The organism is Myxococcus sp. MISCRS1 (assembly GCF_026626605.1).
GTDB classification, from domain to species: domain Bacteria; phylum Myxococcota; class Myxococcia; order Myxococcales; family Myxococcaceae; genus Myxococcus; species Myxococcus fulvus.
Genome location: NZ_JAPNKB010000001.1, coordinates 3,296,832 through 3,313,210, shown reverse-complemented (window position 1 = coordinate 3,313,210; position 16,379 = coordinate 3,296,832). Strand labels below are relative to the sequence as shown.

The window sequence follows — 16,379 nt, the reverse complement described above, 5'->3', positions numbered from 1 at the left end:
GCGTCCGCGAGGGACTGCGGGCGTCTCACGCGGTGGAGGGCGAGCCGACGTCTGGATTTCCAGGATGAGCGAGCGGCTGCTCGTCCGTCTGCTGAATTCACGGCGCTTTGCGTTGAAGTTTGGAGGGGGCGGCATGACCTTTCGCTCGTGAAAACCCAACGCGAAGACATGCCCCATGTGGTCATCCTCGGCGGCGGGTTCGCCGGGCTTCGGGCCGCGCAGCAGCTCGCCAAGGCGCCGGTCCGTCTCACCCTGGTGGACCGGCACAACCACCACCTCTTCCAGCCGCTGCTGTACCAGGTGGCCACGGCGACGCTGAGCCCCAGCGAGATTGCCGCGCCGCTGCGGGCCCTGCTCGGACCCCAGGGGGTCGCGGTGGTGCTGGCGGACGTGACGGGTGTCGACACTGCGGGGAAGCGGGTGCTGCTCTCGGATGGAGAGCTGAAGTACGACTACCTCGTCATCGCGACGGGGGCGACGCACTCGTATTTCGGCAATGACCAGTGGGCGCGCCATGCACCGGGTCTGAAGTCCATCGAGGACGCGGTGGAGATTCGACGCCGGGTCCTGCTGGCGTACGAGCTGGCCGAGCGTGAGACGGACCCTCGCATCCGCAAGGCCCTGCTCAACTTCGTCATCATCGGAGCGGGGCCCACGGGCGTGGAGATGGCGGGCTCGCTGGCGGAGATCAGCCGCAAGTCCCTGTCGGGCGACTTCAAGAACATCGACCCGCGTGATGCGCGCATCATCCTCATCGAGGGCCTGGGCAAGGTCCTGCCCGTCTATCCGGACGACCTGACGGACAAGGCGCGTCGCACGTTGGAGAAGCTCGGTGTGGAGGTCCGCACGGGCGCCCGGGTGACGAACATCGACGAGACGGGTGTCTACATCGGCACGGAGTTCATCGCGGCCCGCACGGTGATTTGGGCCGCCGGTGTCGCCGCCTCGCCGGTGGCGCGTTCGCTCGGTGTGCCGCTGGACCGCGCGGGGCGCGTGCATGTGACGCCTGAGTTGACCGTCCCCGGTCACGAGGACGTCTTCGTCGTGGGGGACCTGGCCTCGCTCAATCAAGAGGACGGCACGCCCGTGCCGGGGCTTGCGCCCGCCGCGATGCAGGAGGGCAAGCACGCGGCGGCCAACATCCTGCGCCGGCTGCGCGGGGAACCCATGGTGCCCTTCAAGTACTGGGACAGGGGCTCCTACGCGGTGATTGGCCGTGGCCACGCGGTGGGCATCGCCTTCCGGCGCTTCAAACAGACAGGGCTGCCCGCGTGGGGCGCCTGGCTGTTCATCCACCTGATGTTCCTCATCGGCTTCAGGAGCAAGCTGGCGGTGATGCTCAACTGGGCCTACTCCTATCTGACGTTCGGCAAGTCGGCCCGAATCATCACCGGCCCCGCGCCCAGGTTGGATCAGCTCACGCTCGTGGCCTCGTCGCCGGACGGGAAGGGGGCCCCCACGGATGACACGGAGGGGGCGTCGCGCCTCGTCTCCTCCTCGAATGAGCTGTCTCCTCCGTCGACCCACTGAGGCCTGACGCCTCGGGCACTGGGCAGGGACCCATCGGCGGCGGGCGGTCTCCACCGCCCGCCCGCGCCTGAACGAAGGGGAGGGGGGCCTCCCTGGGTGTTCGAGTGCAGCCAGCCTCGTCGGTCCAGCGCCCTGGAGTCGATGGCGAGCCGCATGTCCACGTCCTCGATGCGTCCGTGGTCCTCCAGGTCCGCGCGAGTCAGGGCGAGCTTCAGGAGCCGGTCATGGGCTCGCGCGGACAGCCCATGGCGCCGTACCGCCAGCTCCAGCATCCGCTCGGCGCCGGGGCTCAGGACGCAGTGACGCCGCAGCAGGTGGGACGGCAGCTGCGCGTTGCAGTGCACGCTCGGCTCGTCCCGGTACCGCTCACGCTGACGTTGCCGCGCGGCCTCCACGCGCTCCCGATGGTGGCGACTGGAGGACTCCTTCGCCTCCGCGCGCGCCAGGTGGTGGTACTCCACCGGACGGGTCTGCAAGGTGATGTCGACGCGGTCCAACAGCGGGCCACTGACGCGGGCGTGGTAGTCGAACACGCGGTGCTCCGGACACGTGCAGGTGTGTCCCGGCACGTTGAAGTAGCCGCAAGGGCAGGGGTTCATCGCCGCCACCAGCATCACCTGGCACGGGTAGCTGATGTTCTGGTTGGCGCGCGCCAGGTGGATGATTCCCTCCTCCAGCGGTTGTCGCAGCACCTCCAGCACGTTGCGACGGAACTCCGGGAGCTCGTCGAGGAACAGGACGCCGTGGTGCGCCAGCGACAGCTCTCCAGGACGGGCCAGGGGGCCACCTCCCACGAGCCCCGCGTCGGACAGCGTGTGGTGGGGCGCGCGGAACGGACGCTCGCGCACCAGGGCGTGGCCTTCGTTGAGCAGCCCCAACACCGAGTAGACCTTCGTCACCTCGAGTGACTCGGCGAAGGTCATCGCCGGAAGGATGCCGGGCAGCCTGCGCGCCAGCATCGTCTTGCCCGAGCCGGGGGGGCCGCACATCAACACGTTGTGCCCGCCCGCCGCCGCCAGCTCCAACGCCAGCTTGAGGTCGGGCTGTCCCCTCACGTCCGCCATGTCCGGCTCCGCGCGTCCACGGCCCACTGGATGCGAGACACCCTGACGAGAGAAGGGAGGGATGACGCGCGTCCCGGTGAGGTGGTCCACCGCCTCGCGTAGGCTCGTCACGGGCAACACACTCAAGCCCTCGACGAGCGCGGCCTCGGCCGCGTTGGCCGCGGGCACCATGACCCCCTCGAAGCCCTTGTCCCGCGCGGCCACCGCGAGCGGCAGCACGCCCTTGATGGGCTTGAGCGTGCCGTCGAGCGACAGCTCCCCGCCGAAGAGATAGCGCCCCAGGGGGGCCTCCTCGAGCAGCTTCGCCGCCGCGAGGACTCCCAACGCGATGGGCAGCTCGAACGCCACGCCGTCCTTGCGCAGGTCCGCCGGTGCCAGATTCACCGTGACGCGCTTCTGTGGCAGCTCGAAGCCGGTGTTCTTCAGCGCGGAGACCACGCGCACCTTCGACTCGCGCACCGCGCCTTCCGGCAGTCCCACCACGTTGAAGTAGGGGAGGCCGAGCGCCATGTCGACCTCGCACTCCACCACCACCGCGTCGATGCCCATCAACGCCCCCGACCGCACCCTCGCCAGCATCCGTCCCCCTCCCGCATCGCCCGGCTCCGCGTGGAGCAACCCGCGTACCGCCAGCCCTCCGAGGAGAATCCCGTGGAGAGCCAATCCCCTGGGGCGGATGCCTGTCCCATCCCCAGGAACTCCAGGGTTCCATACTCACTGGATAAGTGAAGGGGCCTCTAGCCAGGGCGGGTGCGCCTTGGGTAGCTTGGCGGGGAGTTGGGGAACGCAGGGGGAATGACGCAAATGGGGTCGCAGGAGATTCAGCGGCGTCGTCCGGTCCGTATCCGCCGGGCAGACATGAAGCGGGGTCAGCGGATGAAGGTCGCCTTCGCGATGTTCCGCTTCTGCCTCTACGGCATGGTGGGCATCAGCTCGGAGATCTTCTTCTACAACCTGGTGCGCGTATCCCGGGACGTGCCCGTCCTCGGCTCGCTCTTCCAGTTCCAGTGGCGGGTGGATGACCGCCTGGGGCTCAACGCCATCTGGGACACCCCCGCCGTCACCGCATACGGGCAGTGTTCGCTGTGGATGTTCTTCATCTACGCCATCGCCTGCTTCTTCTTCGTGGAGCCCGTCTTCCGCTGGATGCTCTACCAGCACGCCAGCCTCCGGGCCGCCGTCTATGGCGTCGGCATCCTGCTGTTCGAGGGCTTCAGCGGCCTGGTCCTGGAGCGGCTCACCGGCTACCGCATCTGGTACTACGGCGACGCGGGCGCCATCATGGGGCAGATGACTTCGCTCTACATCCTGCCCATCTGGATGGTGACCGGCCTCATCGCCGAGTTCATCTACAGGGAGCTGATGGACCCGGACCTCATGGCTGCCTTGGAGTCGCCGCTGCCGGCCACGCCCGAGGAGACCGAGGCTTCCTTCCAGCTGATGCGATAGGTGCAGGCGTGGCCGTCGTAGCCTGACGGTTCCACGCGCACCTCCTGGGCGCCGGCCACTCGCAGGCCGGCGTGGATGATGCCCGCCGTGAAGTCCGGGTAGTCGCCCACCTCGTTCATCCACAGCTCGAACTGGGTGGGCGTGAGCTCCACCAGCTTCGACTCGGTGTAGTTGTTGCCCGCCCGGAAGTTCTGCGTGGCCCGCATCAGCGTCCGGCGAGGCCCCAGCACCCGCAGCAGCGACAGCACCGCGCGGCCGAGCATCGTCTCGCGGAAGCCCTCGATATAAGCCTCACCGAGCTTCCAGGTCCCCTGGGCGACGGCCTCCTGGGGGAACAGCTCCTCTGCGGCGATGCGCAGGAACGCCATCCAGGACGTGAAGGAGTAGGCGGGACGCAGCTTCTGGTCCACGTCGAGCCCCGCCTGCTTCAGCCGCTGCTTGCAGGCAGGCGTCAGCCGCCCGTGCAGCGCGCGCAGGAAGAGGGCTTCGATGGTCTGTTCAAAGACGAGAAGCTCGTCGGCCATGAGGAGTGGACTCTAGCCGACGAGCTTCTGATTGTGAACCGCGACTCCAACCCGGAGCGTAGGCTCTGGGAGGGAGATGTCAGGGCGTGGGAGCGGGCGCCGGGGTGCCCGTGTCCACCTGCGTGCCCTGGATGATGGCGTTCGACGGCAGCTCCGTCGCCATGCCGAGCACCTTCGCGCCGGCCGCCTTCGCGCCGTCCAGGGCCGCGATGAGCCGCCCGTAGTTGGTCGCGTCGTCCGCCATGAAGAAGACGACCTTCTCGTCCGCCTTCTTCGCCGCCAGCATGCGCTTGAGACGGTTGATGTAGTCCGACGCGGGCACCTTCTCCGTGTTGATGGAGTAGCTGCCGTCCTTGTCCAGTAGGACCACCAGCTGCTGGTTGTTCGGATCCTCGGGAGGCGGCTCGTTCTCCACCTCCGTGTCCGGCACGCGCACCAGGATGTCCTTCTCCAGGAGGGGCGTGACGACCATGAAGATGATGAGGAGCACCAGCACCACGTCCACCAGCGGCGTGACGTTGATCTCCGAGTTGGGCGCCGACTGCGGCTTCACCCACTGGCGCTGCTTGTGGCCGGCCATTACTTCTTCTCCTCGACGCCGAGCGCGATCTGCTTCGCCTTGGCCTTGCGGGCCACGTCGAGCACCTTGCGCACGTCGCCCACGTTCACCGTGTTGTCACCCTTGAGCAGGATCTTCTTGCCCGGGTCCTTCACCAGCTCCTCCGCGATGCGGTCCTGGAGGGCCTGCTCGTCCACCTGATCATTCTCCACGAACACCTTCTTGTCCGGGGTGATGGAGACGTAGAGAGGGTCCGAGTCCTTGCCCTTCTCTTTTTCGATCTCGGTGGCCTTGGGCAGCTCCACGGACTTGCCGCGCTGGAGCATGGGGGTGACGACCATGAAGATGATGAGGAGCACCAGCACCACGTCCACCAGCGGCGTGACGTTGATGTCGCTCTTGATGCCCCCCTTGGGGCCTGCTGACATTCCCATGCGTTTAACCTGCTTCCGGATGGTGGAAGCCCGCCTTCCCAAGGTGGCGTCGCGAGCCCCGAGGTTCAGGAGCCGCGTTCACTTCAGGAGGCGGGCCTCGGGTCGTCCCCGGGCTCGCCGGTGACTGCTCAGGCCGCGTGCGAGGACTGCGCGCCGCCGCCCAGGTGGCGGGCCACGACGTCGAGGAACTCGTTGGAGGACTCGCTGATGTCCACCGCGCGAGCATCCACCCAGCCCTGCAGGAAGTTGTAGGCCATCACGGCGGGGATCGCCACGAGCAGACCGAAGGCCGTGGTGATGAGCGCCTCGGCGATACCGGCCGAGATGGTGCCCAGACCGCCGGAGCCGGCCGCCGCCATGAGCTGGAAGGCGTTGACGATACCCATCGTCGTGCCGAGCAGACCGACGAAGGGGGCCGTCGAGCCGACCGTGGCCAGGAGGCCCAGGCCGCGCTTCATGCTCTGCACCTCGCGCTGCGCCTGGCGCTCGAGCGCGCGGGCCACGGACTCCACCGCCACGTCCTTGTTGTTGGGGCTGATGCGGTAGGCCGTCAGACCGGAGTTGATCACCCGGCCCAGGTGGCCCACGTCCTTGCCCAGGTTCGTGTTGGCCGCGGTGGTCAGGTCACCCTTTGCCAGGATGGCACCCATCTTGGCCGCGAAGTTGCGGCTGTCGGACCGGGTCTTGCGGAAGACGATCATCCGCTCCGCCATCACGACCAGGGACGCCACCGACATGATGGCCAGGGTGAAGATGATCATACGGGCGAAGAGGCCCGTGTGTGCCCAGATTTCGACGAGAGTGAATTGCATGGCTTTGGAGCGCTCCTCCTCACGAGCGCGGGGTGGTCGGCGGTGCTTCTCTACGGCGCGCCCGGATCAGCGCGGCAGCTTCAGATTCAGGGTGAAGGTGTAATCCACCTGGACCGGACGGCCCTGGAACGTGACGGGCTTGTAACGTGACGACGTCAGGGCGTCCATGACGGCCTGTTCCATGTGGGGCAGGGGCTTGATGATTCGGCAGCGCTCCACACGGCCTTCCACGGTGATGACGCACTTGACGATCATCGTGCCCTGCACGCGAGACTCGAGCGCCTCGCGGGTGTACTCGGGCTGCGGACCCGAGACCTTCTCCGGACGGGTCATGCCCGCACCGAACGGCAGCACTTCCGTGCCCGTCCCACCCAGCTGTCCACCGACCACGCCGCCGATCACACCACCGACGACGCCGCCCACGACACCACCGGCCACGCCACCCTCGACACCGCCCTCGACCGCCTCTTCACTGGGCTCCTCGGCGGCCTCTTCCGGCTGCTCGGTCGGCTCGACCTCCTTGGGGACCTCTTTCGGGATCTCCTTGGGCTGGACGATGGCGTCGGGCTTCTTGGGCTTCTTCGGGGTCGTCTTCGGCTTGGAGGTCGCCGCCGGGGGAGGGGGCGGCGGCGGAGGAGGCGGCGGGGCCATGGTGGCCTTCAGCGTCACCTCGATCTCCTTCTCCTCCTCGACCGGAGGCCTCGTCGAAAGAACGTAGGCCACCACGAACAGCGCCACATGCAGGATCACCGAGATGGTGGTTCCCACACCGAACCGCGCTTTGGGCGCCTGACCGCGGTCAAGGACTGAATCAAACATGTACTAGACTCCTCTTCACCAGTGGACACCCACCACGCCACCCCCGGCTGAAAGGGCGCGCCACCATACAGAAACGCGTTCCGGGTTCAAGTGAGCACGGTCAAGGGTAACTGACGTGATCGCGCAATTGCCCCACTGGTTACCAAAAAGCAACGGTCTATTGACAACTGCTCGACCTCGGATATTTTCCCCAGTCATTTTCGGTTGCAGCCCACCTTGGAGGGGTCTGGTATGCACTTGAACCGAGTGCTCCGGGAAACCGGAGTTGTCCTGGCCGCAGGTCTGCTTTATGGATCGGCGGCTTTCGCGCAGTCGAGCACGATGATCGGAACGATCATCGACGCTCAGAGTCGGCAGCCTGTTCCTGACGTGGTGGTAACCGCGACCTCGCCCAACCTTCAGGGTGAGCAGACCGTGGTTTCCGACGCACAGGGCAACTACCGTATTCCCCAGCTTCCGCCTGGTGTTTACACCCTGCGGTTCGAGAAGGAGCAGTTCAAGCCCTACGCCCGGTCGGACGTGCAGCTGCGTCTGAACCGCACCATCCGCGTCAACGTCGAACTGCTCCCCGAGTCCCTCGGTGAGGTGGTCGAGATCGTCGGCGCCCCGCCGACCATCGACGTGGGCTCCACGACCACGGGCGTCAACGTGGATCAGGAGTTCATCAAGCGCATCGCGGTCGCCCGTCCGGGTGGCAAGAGCGGCGCGGCTCGCTCCTTCGAGTCCCTGGCCGAGCTGGCGCCTGGCGCCCAGAACGACCAGTACGGTGTCTCCATCAACGGCGCGACCTCGCCTGAGAACGGCTACGTGGTGGACGGTCTGTCCACGAACGACCCGGCCTACGGCGTGAACGCGAGCCCGATGAGCATCGAGTTCGTGCAGGACGTGAACATCATCACCGGCGGCTACCTGCCGGAGTTCGGTCGCTCCACGGGCGGCGTCATCAACGCGGTGACCCGGTCGGGCTCCAACGAGTTCCACGGCTCCGTGTTCGCCAACTGGACGCCTGGCACGTTCGAGGGTACCCGCAAGACGATCCGGTCGGAAGGCTCGGTCATCAGCGGCCTCAACGAGCTGAAGAACATGGGCGACTTCGGCGCCACCCTCGGTGGTCCGATCCTCAAGGACAAGCTGTGGTTCTTCGCCGGTTTCGCGCCGTCCTTCACGCGCTACCAGCACACCCGTACGCTCAACGCCATCCGCCTGGATGCGCAGGGCAACACGGTCACGGACGACACGGGCTTCACGGTCGTCGACCCCATCGCGGGCTCGGATCGTCAGTACTACGCTGACTCCCGGACCGTGCAGTACATGGGTAAGTTGACCTACCTCATCAACCAGGACCACACGGTCTCGCTCGCCCTCAACGGCACGCCGACGACCACGGGTGGCATGGGCAAGCTGTCCATCAACCCGCAGTCCGGTGGTCTGCCGGGCGCGATCTTCTCCCGTCCGGGCGACTTCGCCTTCACGGAGACGAACGCGAACGCCACGTCCGTCGCCCTGAAGTACGGCGGCGCGTTCATGGACAAGAAGGTCCTCGTCGACGCGACGGCTGGCTGGTTCCACCAGACGGCGTCCACCCTGCCGGCGGACGGCAGCAAGCTGGGCTCCTCCGAGGGCCTCGCGGGCTACTCCCGCTTCCAGTACACCAGCGAGCGCTCCCTGGCGGACCTCGAGGCCCTGCCCGCCGGGCAGGAGGGCGCCTGCGCCCCGTTCGAGACGGTCGATGAGGACGGCAATCCCGTCGTTGTCGAGCGCTGCCCCGTCATCGGCTACACGGTCGGTGGCCCGGGCTACATGAACGACTCGAAGCTGGATCGCTACCAGTTCAACGCGAAGGCCACCTACCTGCTCAACGCGCTCGGCACCCACGTGCTGAAGGCCGGTGCGGACGCGGAGTTCCTGTCCTACGACCAGCTCAAGGCGTACGGCGGTGGCGTGTACTTCCGTGAGTCCGCTCCGTATGCGGGCGCGACGCTCAACGGCCAGCCCTACTCCGGCGGCGCGGTGCAGGACTACCGTCGCTACGGCTACCAGGCCTCGCCCGACAGCCCCATCACCCAGCTGACCCAGCAGTCGAAGACCACCAGCACCACGGTCGGTGGCTTCCTGCAGGACTCCTGGTCCATCGCCAACCGCGTCACGCTCAACCTCGGCGTGCGCTACGACGTGCAGGCGATGTACGGCGGCGACGGCGAGCTGGCGCTCATCATGGGCAACCAGTGGTCGCCCCGCCTCGGCGCCATCGTCGACCCGTTCGCCAACGGCCGCACCAAGTTCTTCGTGAACTTCGCTCGCTACTACGAGCAGGTTCCCCTGAACATGCTCGACCGCGCGTTCCCGGGTGAGCGTCGCTACGAGGCCCGCCGCGCGCTCGCGTCGGACACGCAGGCGGGCTGCAACCCCACGGACCGCCAGAGCCAGCAGACGGAGTGCCGTGACCCGGCCTACGTGCTCGCGCAGCCCGAGAGCAACCGCAACCCGAACCGCCTCTACACGGGTGGCAAGGTCGAGAACGAGCCGATCGACCCGGACATCAAGCCGCAGTCGTCCAACGAGCTGGTGGTCGGCGCTGAGTACGAGCTCATCGCCAACACCCGCGTGGGCGCCAGCTACACGCACCGCAACATGAACATGGTCATCGAGGACATGAGCCGCGATGACGGTGCGTCGTACTTCCTCGGCAACCCGGGCAGCGGCTTCGCCAAGGAGTTCCCGAAGCCGGAGCGTAACTACGACAACGTCACGGTCTACCTGAACCGTACGTTCTCGGATGGCTGGCTCGCCGCGGCGAACTACACCTGGTCCCGCCTGAACGGTAACTACCCCGGTCTGTTCCGCCCGGAGACCGCGCAGCTCGACCCGAACATCCTGTCGGACTTCGACCTCGTCAGCCTCCTGGCCAACCGCACGGGTCCGCTGCCGTTCGACCGTACGCACCAGATCAAGGTGTTCGGCGCGAAGGAGTTCAACTTCACGAACGAGCTGTCCGCCAGCCTGGGTCTGTCCTACCGCGGCAACTCCGGCTCGCCGATCAACTACTTCGGCGCGCACTCGCTCTACGGTCCGGACGAGTCCTTCGTCCTCCCCCGTGGCGCGGGTGGTCGTACGCCCTGGCTGAACGTCATTGACTCCAACATCGGCGTCAACTACCGCGTCAGCAAGGACAGCGTCATCTCCGTCACCCTGGACGTGTTCAACCTGTTCAACTTCCAGGGCGTGAGCACGGTCGACCAGACGTACACCCTGCTCTCCGTGCAGCCCATCGCGGGCGGCAAGCCGTCCGACCTCCCTGGCAACGTCCAGTGGCAGGCCGGCGAGGAGCGCGACGAGCCGTTCGGCACGGTCGAGAACGACGTCAACCCCAACTTCAAGAACCCGACCAGCTACCAGCCGCCGCGCCAGATGCGCCTTGGTGTCCGGTACACGTTCTAGTCACTGGCCATTCACGGAACCAGGATTTCAAGTCACATGACCAAGAACATCTTCAATGCGGCAATGGTCCTTGTTGGCACGGCGGGTCTGCTGACGGGTTGCAACTTCGACCAGCCCGAGGCTCCCTGCTTCGTGCAGGACAGCGCGAGCTGGGCGACCCGGTATGACCCCATCGACGACCCTGTCGATGCCAATGGCGTGGGTTGTGAACTGCGGGCTCCCGTCGGTGAGCTGGTGGGCGTCTACAAGTTCAGCGATCCGGATGACCTGAGCAACTCGCTGCTCACCCTGCGTCCGCAGGGCGTGGCGTCCATCGCGAACCGCGACCCGGGCCCCACGACGGATCAGACGGCGCTGGGCCGGTTCGACACCGAGCCGGACGCGGATGAGTTCTGCACGGCGGAGACGCTCTCGGTTGCCTCGGTCAACGCCGCGGCCACGCAGACGCTTCCGGCGACGACCATCAGCTACGAGTTCAGCAACATCCAGGTGTACGCGGCGCCGTCGACGCCGGGTACGCAGCTGCGTGGCCAGGTGAAGTACACGCGCAATGGGTGCACCTCGAACTACGCCATCCGTTCGATGTGGCCGGCGGTCGCCTGCGACCCGTCCGATGCCACCTCGTGCGCGACCAACGCGAACCTGAACCCGGACTTCGCCACGGAGTGCCTCCAGGTGAGCGCGACGACGGCGATCTGCGTGCCGTCGAAGCCGGTCCCGTCGTTCAAGTAGTCGTCCATCGCTGAACAGCGCCACCCGCCTGGGTGGCGCCTCGCGGCCCCGGCAGCCCTCCTCAGGGAGTGGATTGTCGGGGCCGCGGTGTTTGGAGGCAGTACCCACTGGAGGCACATGGAGGGCCGTTACTCACTCATCCACCACGTCCGCTCGCTGCTGGACGACGAAGAGGGCACCCTCTACAAGGACGCGCCCTTCCGCGTGGCGCTCTGCTACCCGAGCCCCTACCACGTGGGCATGAGCTCGCTGGGCTTCCAGGCCATCTACCGGGAAATCCACCAGCACCCCGGTGCCACCGCCGAGCGTGTGTTCCTCCCGGATGACGTGGAGGCCTTCAAGAAGACGCGCACGCCGCTGTTCACCTGGGAGTCCCAGGCCCCGGTCTCCAGCTTCCAGATGCTGGCGTTCTCGGTGGCGTACGAGCTGGAGCTGACGGGGTTCTTCTCGCTGCTGGAGCTCGCCGGGCTGCCCGTGCTGGCGGAGGAGCGCCGGGATGGTCGCCATCCGCTGGTGGTCGCCGGTGGGCCCCTGACGTTCTCCAACCCGGATCCGCTGGAGCCCTTTGTCGACGTGCTCGTCCAGGGCGAGTCCGAGGAGCTGATCCACGTCCTGGTGGAGGCCGCGGCCTCCATGGAGCGCGAGGCGCTGTTGGATCATCTGGCCCGCATCCCCGGCTTTCGGGTGCCGGGCAGGGGAGGGGCGCGCTACCACGTGGCCCGGGCGACGGACTCGCGGTTGCCCGCCCGCTCGCAGATCATCACGCCGCACACGGAGCTGCGCTCGATGTTCCTCATCGAGCCGGAGCGCGGCTGCTCTCGCGGGTGCCATTACTGCGTCATGCGGCGCACCACCAACGGGGGCATGCGGACGGTGCCGCCGGAGCGGGTGCTGTCGCTCATCCCGGACAACGCCAAGAGGGTGGGCCTGGTGGGCGCGGCGGTGACGGACCACCCGCGCATCGTCGAGCTGCTGCGCACCCTCGTGGACTCGGGGCGCGAGGTGGGCGTGTCGTCGCTCCGGGCGGATCGGCTGACGCAGGAGCTGGTGGATCAACTCCGCCGGGGCGGGGCGACGAACCTGACGGTGGCGGCGGACGGGGCCTCGCAGCGGATGCGGGACATGGTGGACCGCAAGCACTCCGAGGAACAGATTGTGCGCGCGGCCGGGTATGCCCGGACCGCCGGCATGAAGCAGCTCAAGGTGTACAACGTCGTGGGCCTTCCGTTCGAGGACGGGACGGACATCGACGAGTTGATCCGCTTCACGGCGGAGCTGTCGCGCATCCTCCCCGTGGCGCTGGGCGTGGCCCCCTTCGTGGCCAAGCGGAACACGCCGCTGGACGGCGCGCCCTTCGCGGGCATCCGCGAGGTGGAGAACCGGCTGGAGCGGCTGCGCAAGGGCCTGCGGGGACGCGCGGAGGTGCGTCCCACGTCCGCACGCTGGGCCTGGGTGGAGTACATGCTGGCCCAGTGTGGTCCCGAGGGTGGGCTGGCGGCGATGGATGCCTGGCGGGCGGGGGGCGGCTTCTCCGCGTGGAAGAAGGCCTTCGAGGCGAGGGGCTGTGAGCCCTATCTCGCGCGTCGGGTGGAGGATGGGCGGCGCAATCCCACCCTCTGGCCCACTGTTCCGAAGGTGGCGCCCGCGCCGTCGGCCGCGTGACGGCGGGCGTACGAGGGCCATGCATTGTGGGCCCGGGTTCCGCTAGAAGACCGCATGCGCCGATGGCCGGCGCCCAGGGGCAGCGGAGAACCAGGTGAGCACGCAGCGCGTGGACAAGGCTTGGCAGCAGAAGGGTCTCAAGGAGTTCTCGACGGAGGCCCTGCTCGGGACGCTCGGCCACTACGGCATCCCGGTGACGGAGGAGGACTTCCGGAAGCTGTCGGAGTCGACCTTCCCGTTGGGCATCGCCCAGCAGTGGAAGTCGAAGTGGAAGGGCACCGGGCCCTTCAAGGATTTCGTCGTCGCCGCTCCCGTGGAGCTGTGGCGCCGCTGGCTGCCGGACCGCGTGGCGCCGCATGAGATGACGGACACGCTGGCGTCGCTCATGAAGTCGCTGCTGGAGCTGCTCAACGGCAAGACGGATGCGCCGGTGAGCGCGGCCTTCGAGAGGATGACCAGCCTGCGCGCGCGGCTGCCCGTGGATGACAAGGGCCTGCCCCAGGAGCGCTTCATGCAGGAGGCGCTCGCGCCGTTCTCCGAGAAGGACGCGGAGCTGTTCGACCGCCTCGCGGAGCTGCTCGCGCGCTCGGGCCACGTGAATCACGCGGAGTCCTTCGCGGAGATGGAGGAGTTCTTCCTGCCGGACCGCAAGGGCATCTCGCGCGCGATGGTGCGCGCGGCGAAGGGCGAGAAGGACGAGGCGGCGACGGACCTGGTCAAGCTGTCCGAGGACACGAGCCGCTCTCCGATTGCTCGCATCCTGGCCGTCGACGGCCTCATCCACCTCCAGACGCACGGCGTGGCCGCCACGGCCGCCCGGACGCTGCTGGCGTGGGCGGAGGAGAACAAGGACCTGCACCTCGCGTTGGACCTCATGCCGCGCCTGGAGCACATCTACAAGGCGCAGAACGACCGCGTGGCCCTGCTGGACCTGATGCGCATCGCCGAGCGGCTCGAGTCCGAGCACGACCGCATCCACCCCGGTCACAACCGTCACCGTCACAGGTAGTGAGCAGGACCTCCGGCACGGCGCGCGGACCTCGGGTCCACGACGCCGTGCCCGAGTGGATGTCTTGAGGCAGAGCATGACCGCGGTCATCGCGAAGCCCTCGTCGCCTCGCCATGTCGTGAGTCTTCATCCGGCCTGTCGCAGGGGCTTGATGGGCCGTGACGAAGAGCCCGAGTCACGGGCTCAGGGCCGCGTACGACCGCGGTCATCCTGAAACCCTTGTCGCCTCGCCATGTCGTGAGTCTTCATCCGGCCTGGCGCAGGGGCTTGATGGGCCGTGACGAAGAGCCCGAGTCACGGGCTCAAGGCCGCGTACGACCGCGGTCATCCTGAAACCCTCGTCGCCACCAGGGTGTGAGGCCTCTATCTGCCTGGCGCGTGGGCTTGAGGGCCAGGTCCCTGTCTCGAGGCTGCATACGAGCAGCGTTACCCCGCGACGCTCGTTGCCGTCACTGGCCGTGAGTTCGCTGACACCACGGCGCGAGGGCTCGAAGAAGGACGCGCTGACAGGTCAGCGATGGGCTCGTGAGCGCCCCGTCACTCCGACGTGCCCGGGCCGCTGCTCTCGGAAGCGTCCGTGCACTTGCGGCGCCGCGCCCGCTTCTTCGGCGCGGGCTTCGCGTCCTCCTGGGCGGTCTTCACCGGGGCCATGTCCTCGAGCTCGCCCTGCTTCGTGGGCATGGCCGCCGCGCCCGGAGCCTCGGGCGTCGTGGACTCCTCCTGGGCTCTCAGCGGCGTCGAGCGCCTCAGGGGAATCTTGAGCACGTTGGGCACGCCCTCGACGACGTCTCGCGTGGAGACCACCGCGCCCACCGTCGTGTAGCGGATGGCGCCCGTCTGGGTGAAGGCGTGCTTGAGCGGGTACTCCTTCGCTCGCGGGAGGAACCAGTCGCGCGCCGCGCGCAGCGGCAACACGTGCATCTCCCCCTGCGAGAGGAACACGTACACGAGCAGGTCCGCGCCGCTGTAGAGGAAGCAGCCCGGGGTGTCCTTCTCCAGGTTGGACACCAGCTCGAAGAAGTACCGCTTCCGGGTGGCGTTGCGGTCCCCCTTCACCTCGATGCCGCGCACCTCTCCCGAGGGCAGCTCCCACAGCAGGTCCACGCCCCGATGCTGGAAGCGCGGGTCCGACTGCACGTCGTGCACGCGCGAACCCGGCTCCGTCTCCAGCAACCACGCCCTCGCGTGCTGGACGGCGCGGTCCGCGGCGCCCTGCACGCCCTTCATGCTGAAGCTGCGCGCCATGTGTTACCGGCGCAGCTCGACGCCCGTCGCCACCAACTGCACCTCGCGCGGCTTGCCGTCCGCGCCGCGCGGGACAATGGCGCCCTCGGCCTCGTAGTGCGCCGCGTGGCCTTCGCTCAGCTCGGCCACCTTCACCACGCCCTCCACGCGCGCCTGCGAGCCCGCCGAGTCCAGCGGCACGAAGAATCCGTAGTCCTTGAACGTCACGCGCACGCCCGGGCCCTTGGCCTGGCCCTCGGGGGCGAGCTCCATCCAGCAGCCCTTCTTCTCACACGCCTTGCGCACCGTGCCCTCGAGCCGCACCGTCTTGCCGTCGTGGGCCTGGGGCTTGGAGAGCAGGTCCGCGAGCTTCACCTCGGAGGCGCCCTTGAGGGCCTCGCCGCGGGTGAGCTTCCAGCTGTCGTCCTTCGCGGCCTCGGGCTTGGGCGCGGCCGCGGCCTTGTCGGCCGGGTGGTGACAGTCGGCGGCGGCCGCGGCCTTGTCAGCCGTCTTTCCCTTGGCGGGCGTCTTGTCGCCAGCGAGGGCCACCAGGGGAACAGCGACCAGCAGCATCAGGGACGTGCGGAGCGAGTTCATGACCTGCCCGCTTAGTCAAAACTCGTTGCCCCGGCAAGGCGGCGCCCGTACTAGAGTGTGACTCCCGCACACCCCGGGGCGCGCAGCCCATGAAGGTCTTCCTCCCTCCTCGCAACCGCCGGCTTGGCACGGTGGACTACCTGGGCCTCATCGGCCTCGTGGGGCTGCTCGTCGCCCGCTTCATCCCGGTGGCGAAGCTCATCCCGTTCTGGGGCTGCGTGCTGCGCGAGCGGACAGGCTGGCCCTGCCTCGGCTGTGGCCTCACCCGCGTGGCGGACCGCGTGGCCCACTTCAACTTCGTGGGCGCGTGGGAGGCCAACCCCCTGGGCACCGTGGCCGCCGTGCTGTTCGCGCTCGCGGCCGTGGCCATGGTGGTGCACCTGGTGTTCGCCGTCCCCATCCCCGAAATCCAGCTCTCGCTTCGGGAGTGGAAGGCGTTCCAGGTGGTGATGCCCGTCATCGTCCTGGTGAATTACGCCTACGTGGTGGTGAAGACGCGCTTCCCCCACCTGCTGCTATAGCGTGG

15 protein-coding genes are annotated in these 16,379 nt (G+C 67.7%); 7 read left to right on the top strand and 8 right to left on the bottom strand.

Translation table 11 applies throughout. From position 1 onward, the window contains the following. Positions 1-168: 168 nt before the first annotated feature. Positions 169-1,530 carry an NAD(P)/FAD-dependent oxidoreductase gene (locus OWM54_RS12755; RefSeq protein WP_223746457.1) on the top strand — a complete coding sequence of 454 codons (1,362 nt, stop codon included), beginning with the start codon at positions 169-171 and terminating at the stop codon, positions 1,528-1,530. Here the strand turns inward: OWM54_RS12755 and OWM54_RS12750 are convergent. After that, entirely contained in the window at positions 1,413-3,173 is a 1,761-nt protein-coding gene (locus OWM54_RS12750; protein ID WP_223746458.1) for a YifB family Mg chelatase-like AAA ATPase, read from the bottom strand. The two genes, OWM54_RS12755 and OWM54_RS12750, sit on opposite strands and share 118 nt — an antisense overlap. Positions 3,174-3,470: 297 nt before the next feature. Between OWM54_RS12750 and OWM54_RS12745 the strand changes: the two genes are divergently transcribed. Then, positions 3,471-4,043 carry a hypothetical protein gene (locus OWM54_RS12745; protein WP_223746459.1) on the top strand — a complete coding sequence of 191 codons (573 nt, stop codon included), beginning with the start codon at positions 3,471-3,473 and terminating at the stop codon, positions 4,041-4,043. Here the strand turns inward: OWM54_RS12745 and OWM54_RS12740 are convergent. The 5 genes from OWM54_RS12740 to OWM54_RS12720 form a co-directional block, all read right to left on the bottom strand. Further along, positions 3,944-4,567 carry a DUF2378 family protein gene (locus OWM54_RS12740; protein ID WP_074949874.1) on the bottom strand — a complete coding sequence of 208 codons (624 nt, stop codon included), beginning with the start codon at positions 4,565-4,567 and terminating at the stop codon, positions 3,944-3,946. The genes OWM54_RS12745 and OWM54_RS12740 overlap by 100 nt on opposite strands. A 79-nt stretch (positions 4,568-4,646) precedes the next feature. After that, positions 4,647-5,147, bottom strand: coding sequence for an ExbD/TolR family protein (locus tag OWM54_RS12735; protein ID WP_046711534.1), 501 nt, complete (start codon positions 5,145-5,147; stop codon positions 4,647-4,649). Next, positions 5,147-5,560, bottom strand: coding sequence for an ExbD/TolR family protein (locus OWM54_RS12730; protein ID WP_223746460.1), 414 nt, complete (start codon positions 5,558-5,560; stop codon positions 5,147-5,149). Before OWM54_RS12730 ends, OWM54_RS12735 begins: the two co-directional genes overlap by 1 nt. Before the next feature lie 128 nt (positions 5,561-5,688). Next, positions 5,689-6,372 (bottom strand): MotA/TolQ/ExbB proton channel family protein, encoded by a 684-nt coding sequence (locus tag OWM54_RS12725; RefSeq protein WP_141325234.1) that lies wholly within the window; start codon positions 6,370-6,372, stop codon positions 5,689-5,691. Between the two features lie 66 nt (positions 6,373-6,438). Further along, positions 6,439-7,191: an energy transducer TonB gene (locus OWM54_RS12720; RefSeq protein ID WP_223746461.1), complete on the bottom strand. Its 753-nt coding sequence runs from the start codon at positions 7,189-7,191 to the stop codon at positions 6,439-6,441. Between the two features lie 231 nt (positions 7,192-7,422). Between OWM54_RS12720 and OWM54_RS12715 the strand changes: the two genes are divergently transcribed. The 4 genes from OWM54_RS12715 (at position 7,423) to OWM54_RS12700 (ending at position 14,032) form a co-directional block, all read left to right on the top strand. After that, positions 7,423-10,629: a TonB-dependent receptor gene (locus OWM54_RS12715; protein ID WP_267697693.1), complete on the top strand. Its 3,207-nt coding sequence runs from the start codon at positions 7,423-7,425 to the stop codon at positions 10,627-10,629. Between the two features lie 36 nt (positions 10,630-10,665). After that, on the top strand, positions 10,666-11,361 hold the full coding sequence (locus OWM54_RS12710; protein WP_223746463.1) for a hypothetical protein: 696 nt from the start codon (positions 10,666-10,668) through the stop codon (positions 11,359-11,361). Between the two features lie 117 nt (positions 11,362-11,478). Further along, positions 11,479-13,023, top strand: a complete 1,545-nt coding sequence (locus OWM54_RS12705; RefSeq protein WP_267697692.1) for a radical SAM protein — start codon at positions 11,479-11,481, stop codon at positions 13,021-13,023. A gap of 94 nt (positions 13,024-13,117) precedes the next feature. Further along, the gene (locus OWM54_RS12700) at positions 13,118-14,032 is read left to right on the top strand and encodes a hypothetical protein (RefSeq protein WP_194869177.1); all 915 of its coding nucleotides are present in this window, start codon (positions 13,118-13,120) and stop codon (positions 14,030-14,032) included. A gap of 537 nt (positions 14,033-14,569) precedes the next feature. Here OWM54_RS12700 and OWM54_RS12695 read toward each other — a convergent pair. Next, on the bottom strand, positions 14,570-15,277 hold the full coding sequence (locus OWM54_RS12695) for a hypothetical protein (protein WP_267697691.1): 708 nt from the start codon (positions 15,275-15,277) through the stop codon (positions 14,570-14,572). A 3-nt stretch (positions 15,278-15,280) separates the two neighbouring features. Then, positions 15,281-15,853 (bottom strand): DUF4920 domain-containing protein, encoded by a 573-nt coding sequence (locus OWM54_RS12690; protein ID WP_267697690.1) that lies wholly within the window; start codon positions 15,851-15,853, stop codon positions 15,281-15,283. An 89-nt stretch (positions 15,854-15,942) separates the two neighbouring features. Here OWM54_RS12690 and OWM54_RS12685 point away from each other — a divergent pair, with 89 nt between their 5' ends. Continuing rightward, the gene (locus OWM54_RS12685; protein ID WP_223747747.1) at positions 15,943-16,374 is read left to right on the top strand and encodes a DUF2752 domain-containing protein; all 432 of its coding nucleotides are present in this window, start codon (positions 15,943-15,945) and stop codon (positions 16,372-16,374) included. Positions 16,375-16,379: the final 5 nt, after the last annotated feature.

What these genes read in the sequence shown, in the direction of transcription:
- OWM54_RS12755 (WP_223746457.1), top strand. Translation starts at nt 169, where the DNA reads ATGCCCCATGTGGTCATCCTCGGCGGCGGGTTCGCCGGGCTTCGGGCC.
- OWM54_RS12750 (WP_223746458.1), bottom strand. Translation starts at nt 3,173, where the DNA reads ATGCTGGCGAGGGTGCGGTCGGGGGCGTTGATGGGCATCGACGCGGTG.
- OWM54_RS12745 (WP_223746459.1), top strand. Translation starts at nt 3,471, where the DNA reads ATGAAGGTCGCCTTCGCGATGTTCCGCTTCTGCCTCTACGGCATGGTG.
- OWM54_RS12740 (WP_074949874.1), bottom strand. Translation starts at nt 4,567, where the DNA reads ATGGCCGACGAGCTTCTCGTCTTTGAACAGACCATCGAAGCCCTCTTC.
- OWM54_RS12735 (WP_046711534.1), bottom strand. Translation starts at nt 5,147, where the DNA reads ATGGCCGGCCACAAGCAGCGCCAGTGGGTGAAGCCGCAGTCGGCGCCC.
- OWM54_RS12730 (WP_223746460.1), bottom strand. Translation starts at nt 5,560, where the DNA reads ATGGGAATGTCAGCAGGCCCCAAGGGGGGCATCAAGAGCGACATCAAC.
- OWM54_RS12725 (WP_141325234.1), bottom strand. Translation starts at nt 6,372, where the DNA reads ATGCAATTCACTCTCGTCGAAATCTGGGCACACACGGGCCTCTTCGCC.
- OWM54_RS12720 (WP_223746461.1), bottom strand. Translation starts at nt 7,191, where the DNA reads ATGTTTGATTCAGTCCTTGACCGCGGTCAGGCGCCCAAAGCGCGGTTC.
- OWM54_RS12715 (WP_267697693.1), top strand. Translation starts at nt 7,423, where the DNA reads ATGCACTTGAACCGAGTGCTCCGGGAAACCGGAGTTGTCCTGGCCGCA.
- OWM54_RS12710 (WP_223746463.1), top strand. Translation starts at nt 10,666, where the DNA reads ATGACCAAGAACATCTTCAATGCGGCAATGGTCCTTGTTGGCACGGCG.
- OWM54_RS12705 (WP_267697692.1), top strand. Translation starts at nt 11,479, where the DNA reads ATGGAGGGCCGTTACTCACTCATCCACCACGTCCGCTCGCTGCTGGAC.
- OWM54_RS12695 (WP_267697691.1), bottom strand. Translation starts at nt 15,277, where the DNA reads ATGGCGCGCAGCTTCAGCATGAAGGGCGTGCAGGGCGCCGCGGACCGC.
- OWM54_RS12690 (WP_267697690.1), bottom strand. Translation starts at nt 15,853, where the DNA reads ATGAACTCGCTCCGCACGTCCCTGATGCTGCTGGTCGCTGTTCCCCTG.
- OWM54_RS12685 (WP_223747747.1), top strand. Translation starts at nt 15,943, where the DNA reads ATGAAGGTCTTCCTCCCTCCTCGCAACCGCCGGCTTGGCACGGTGGAC.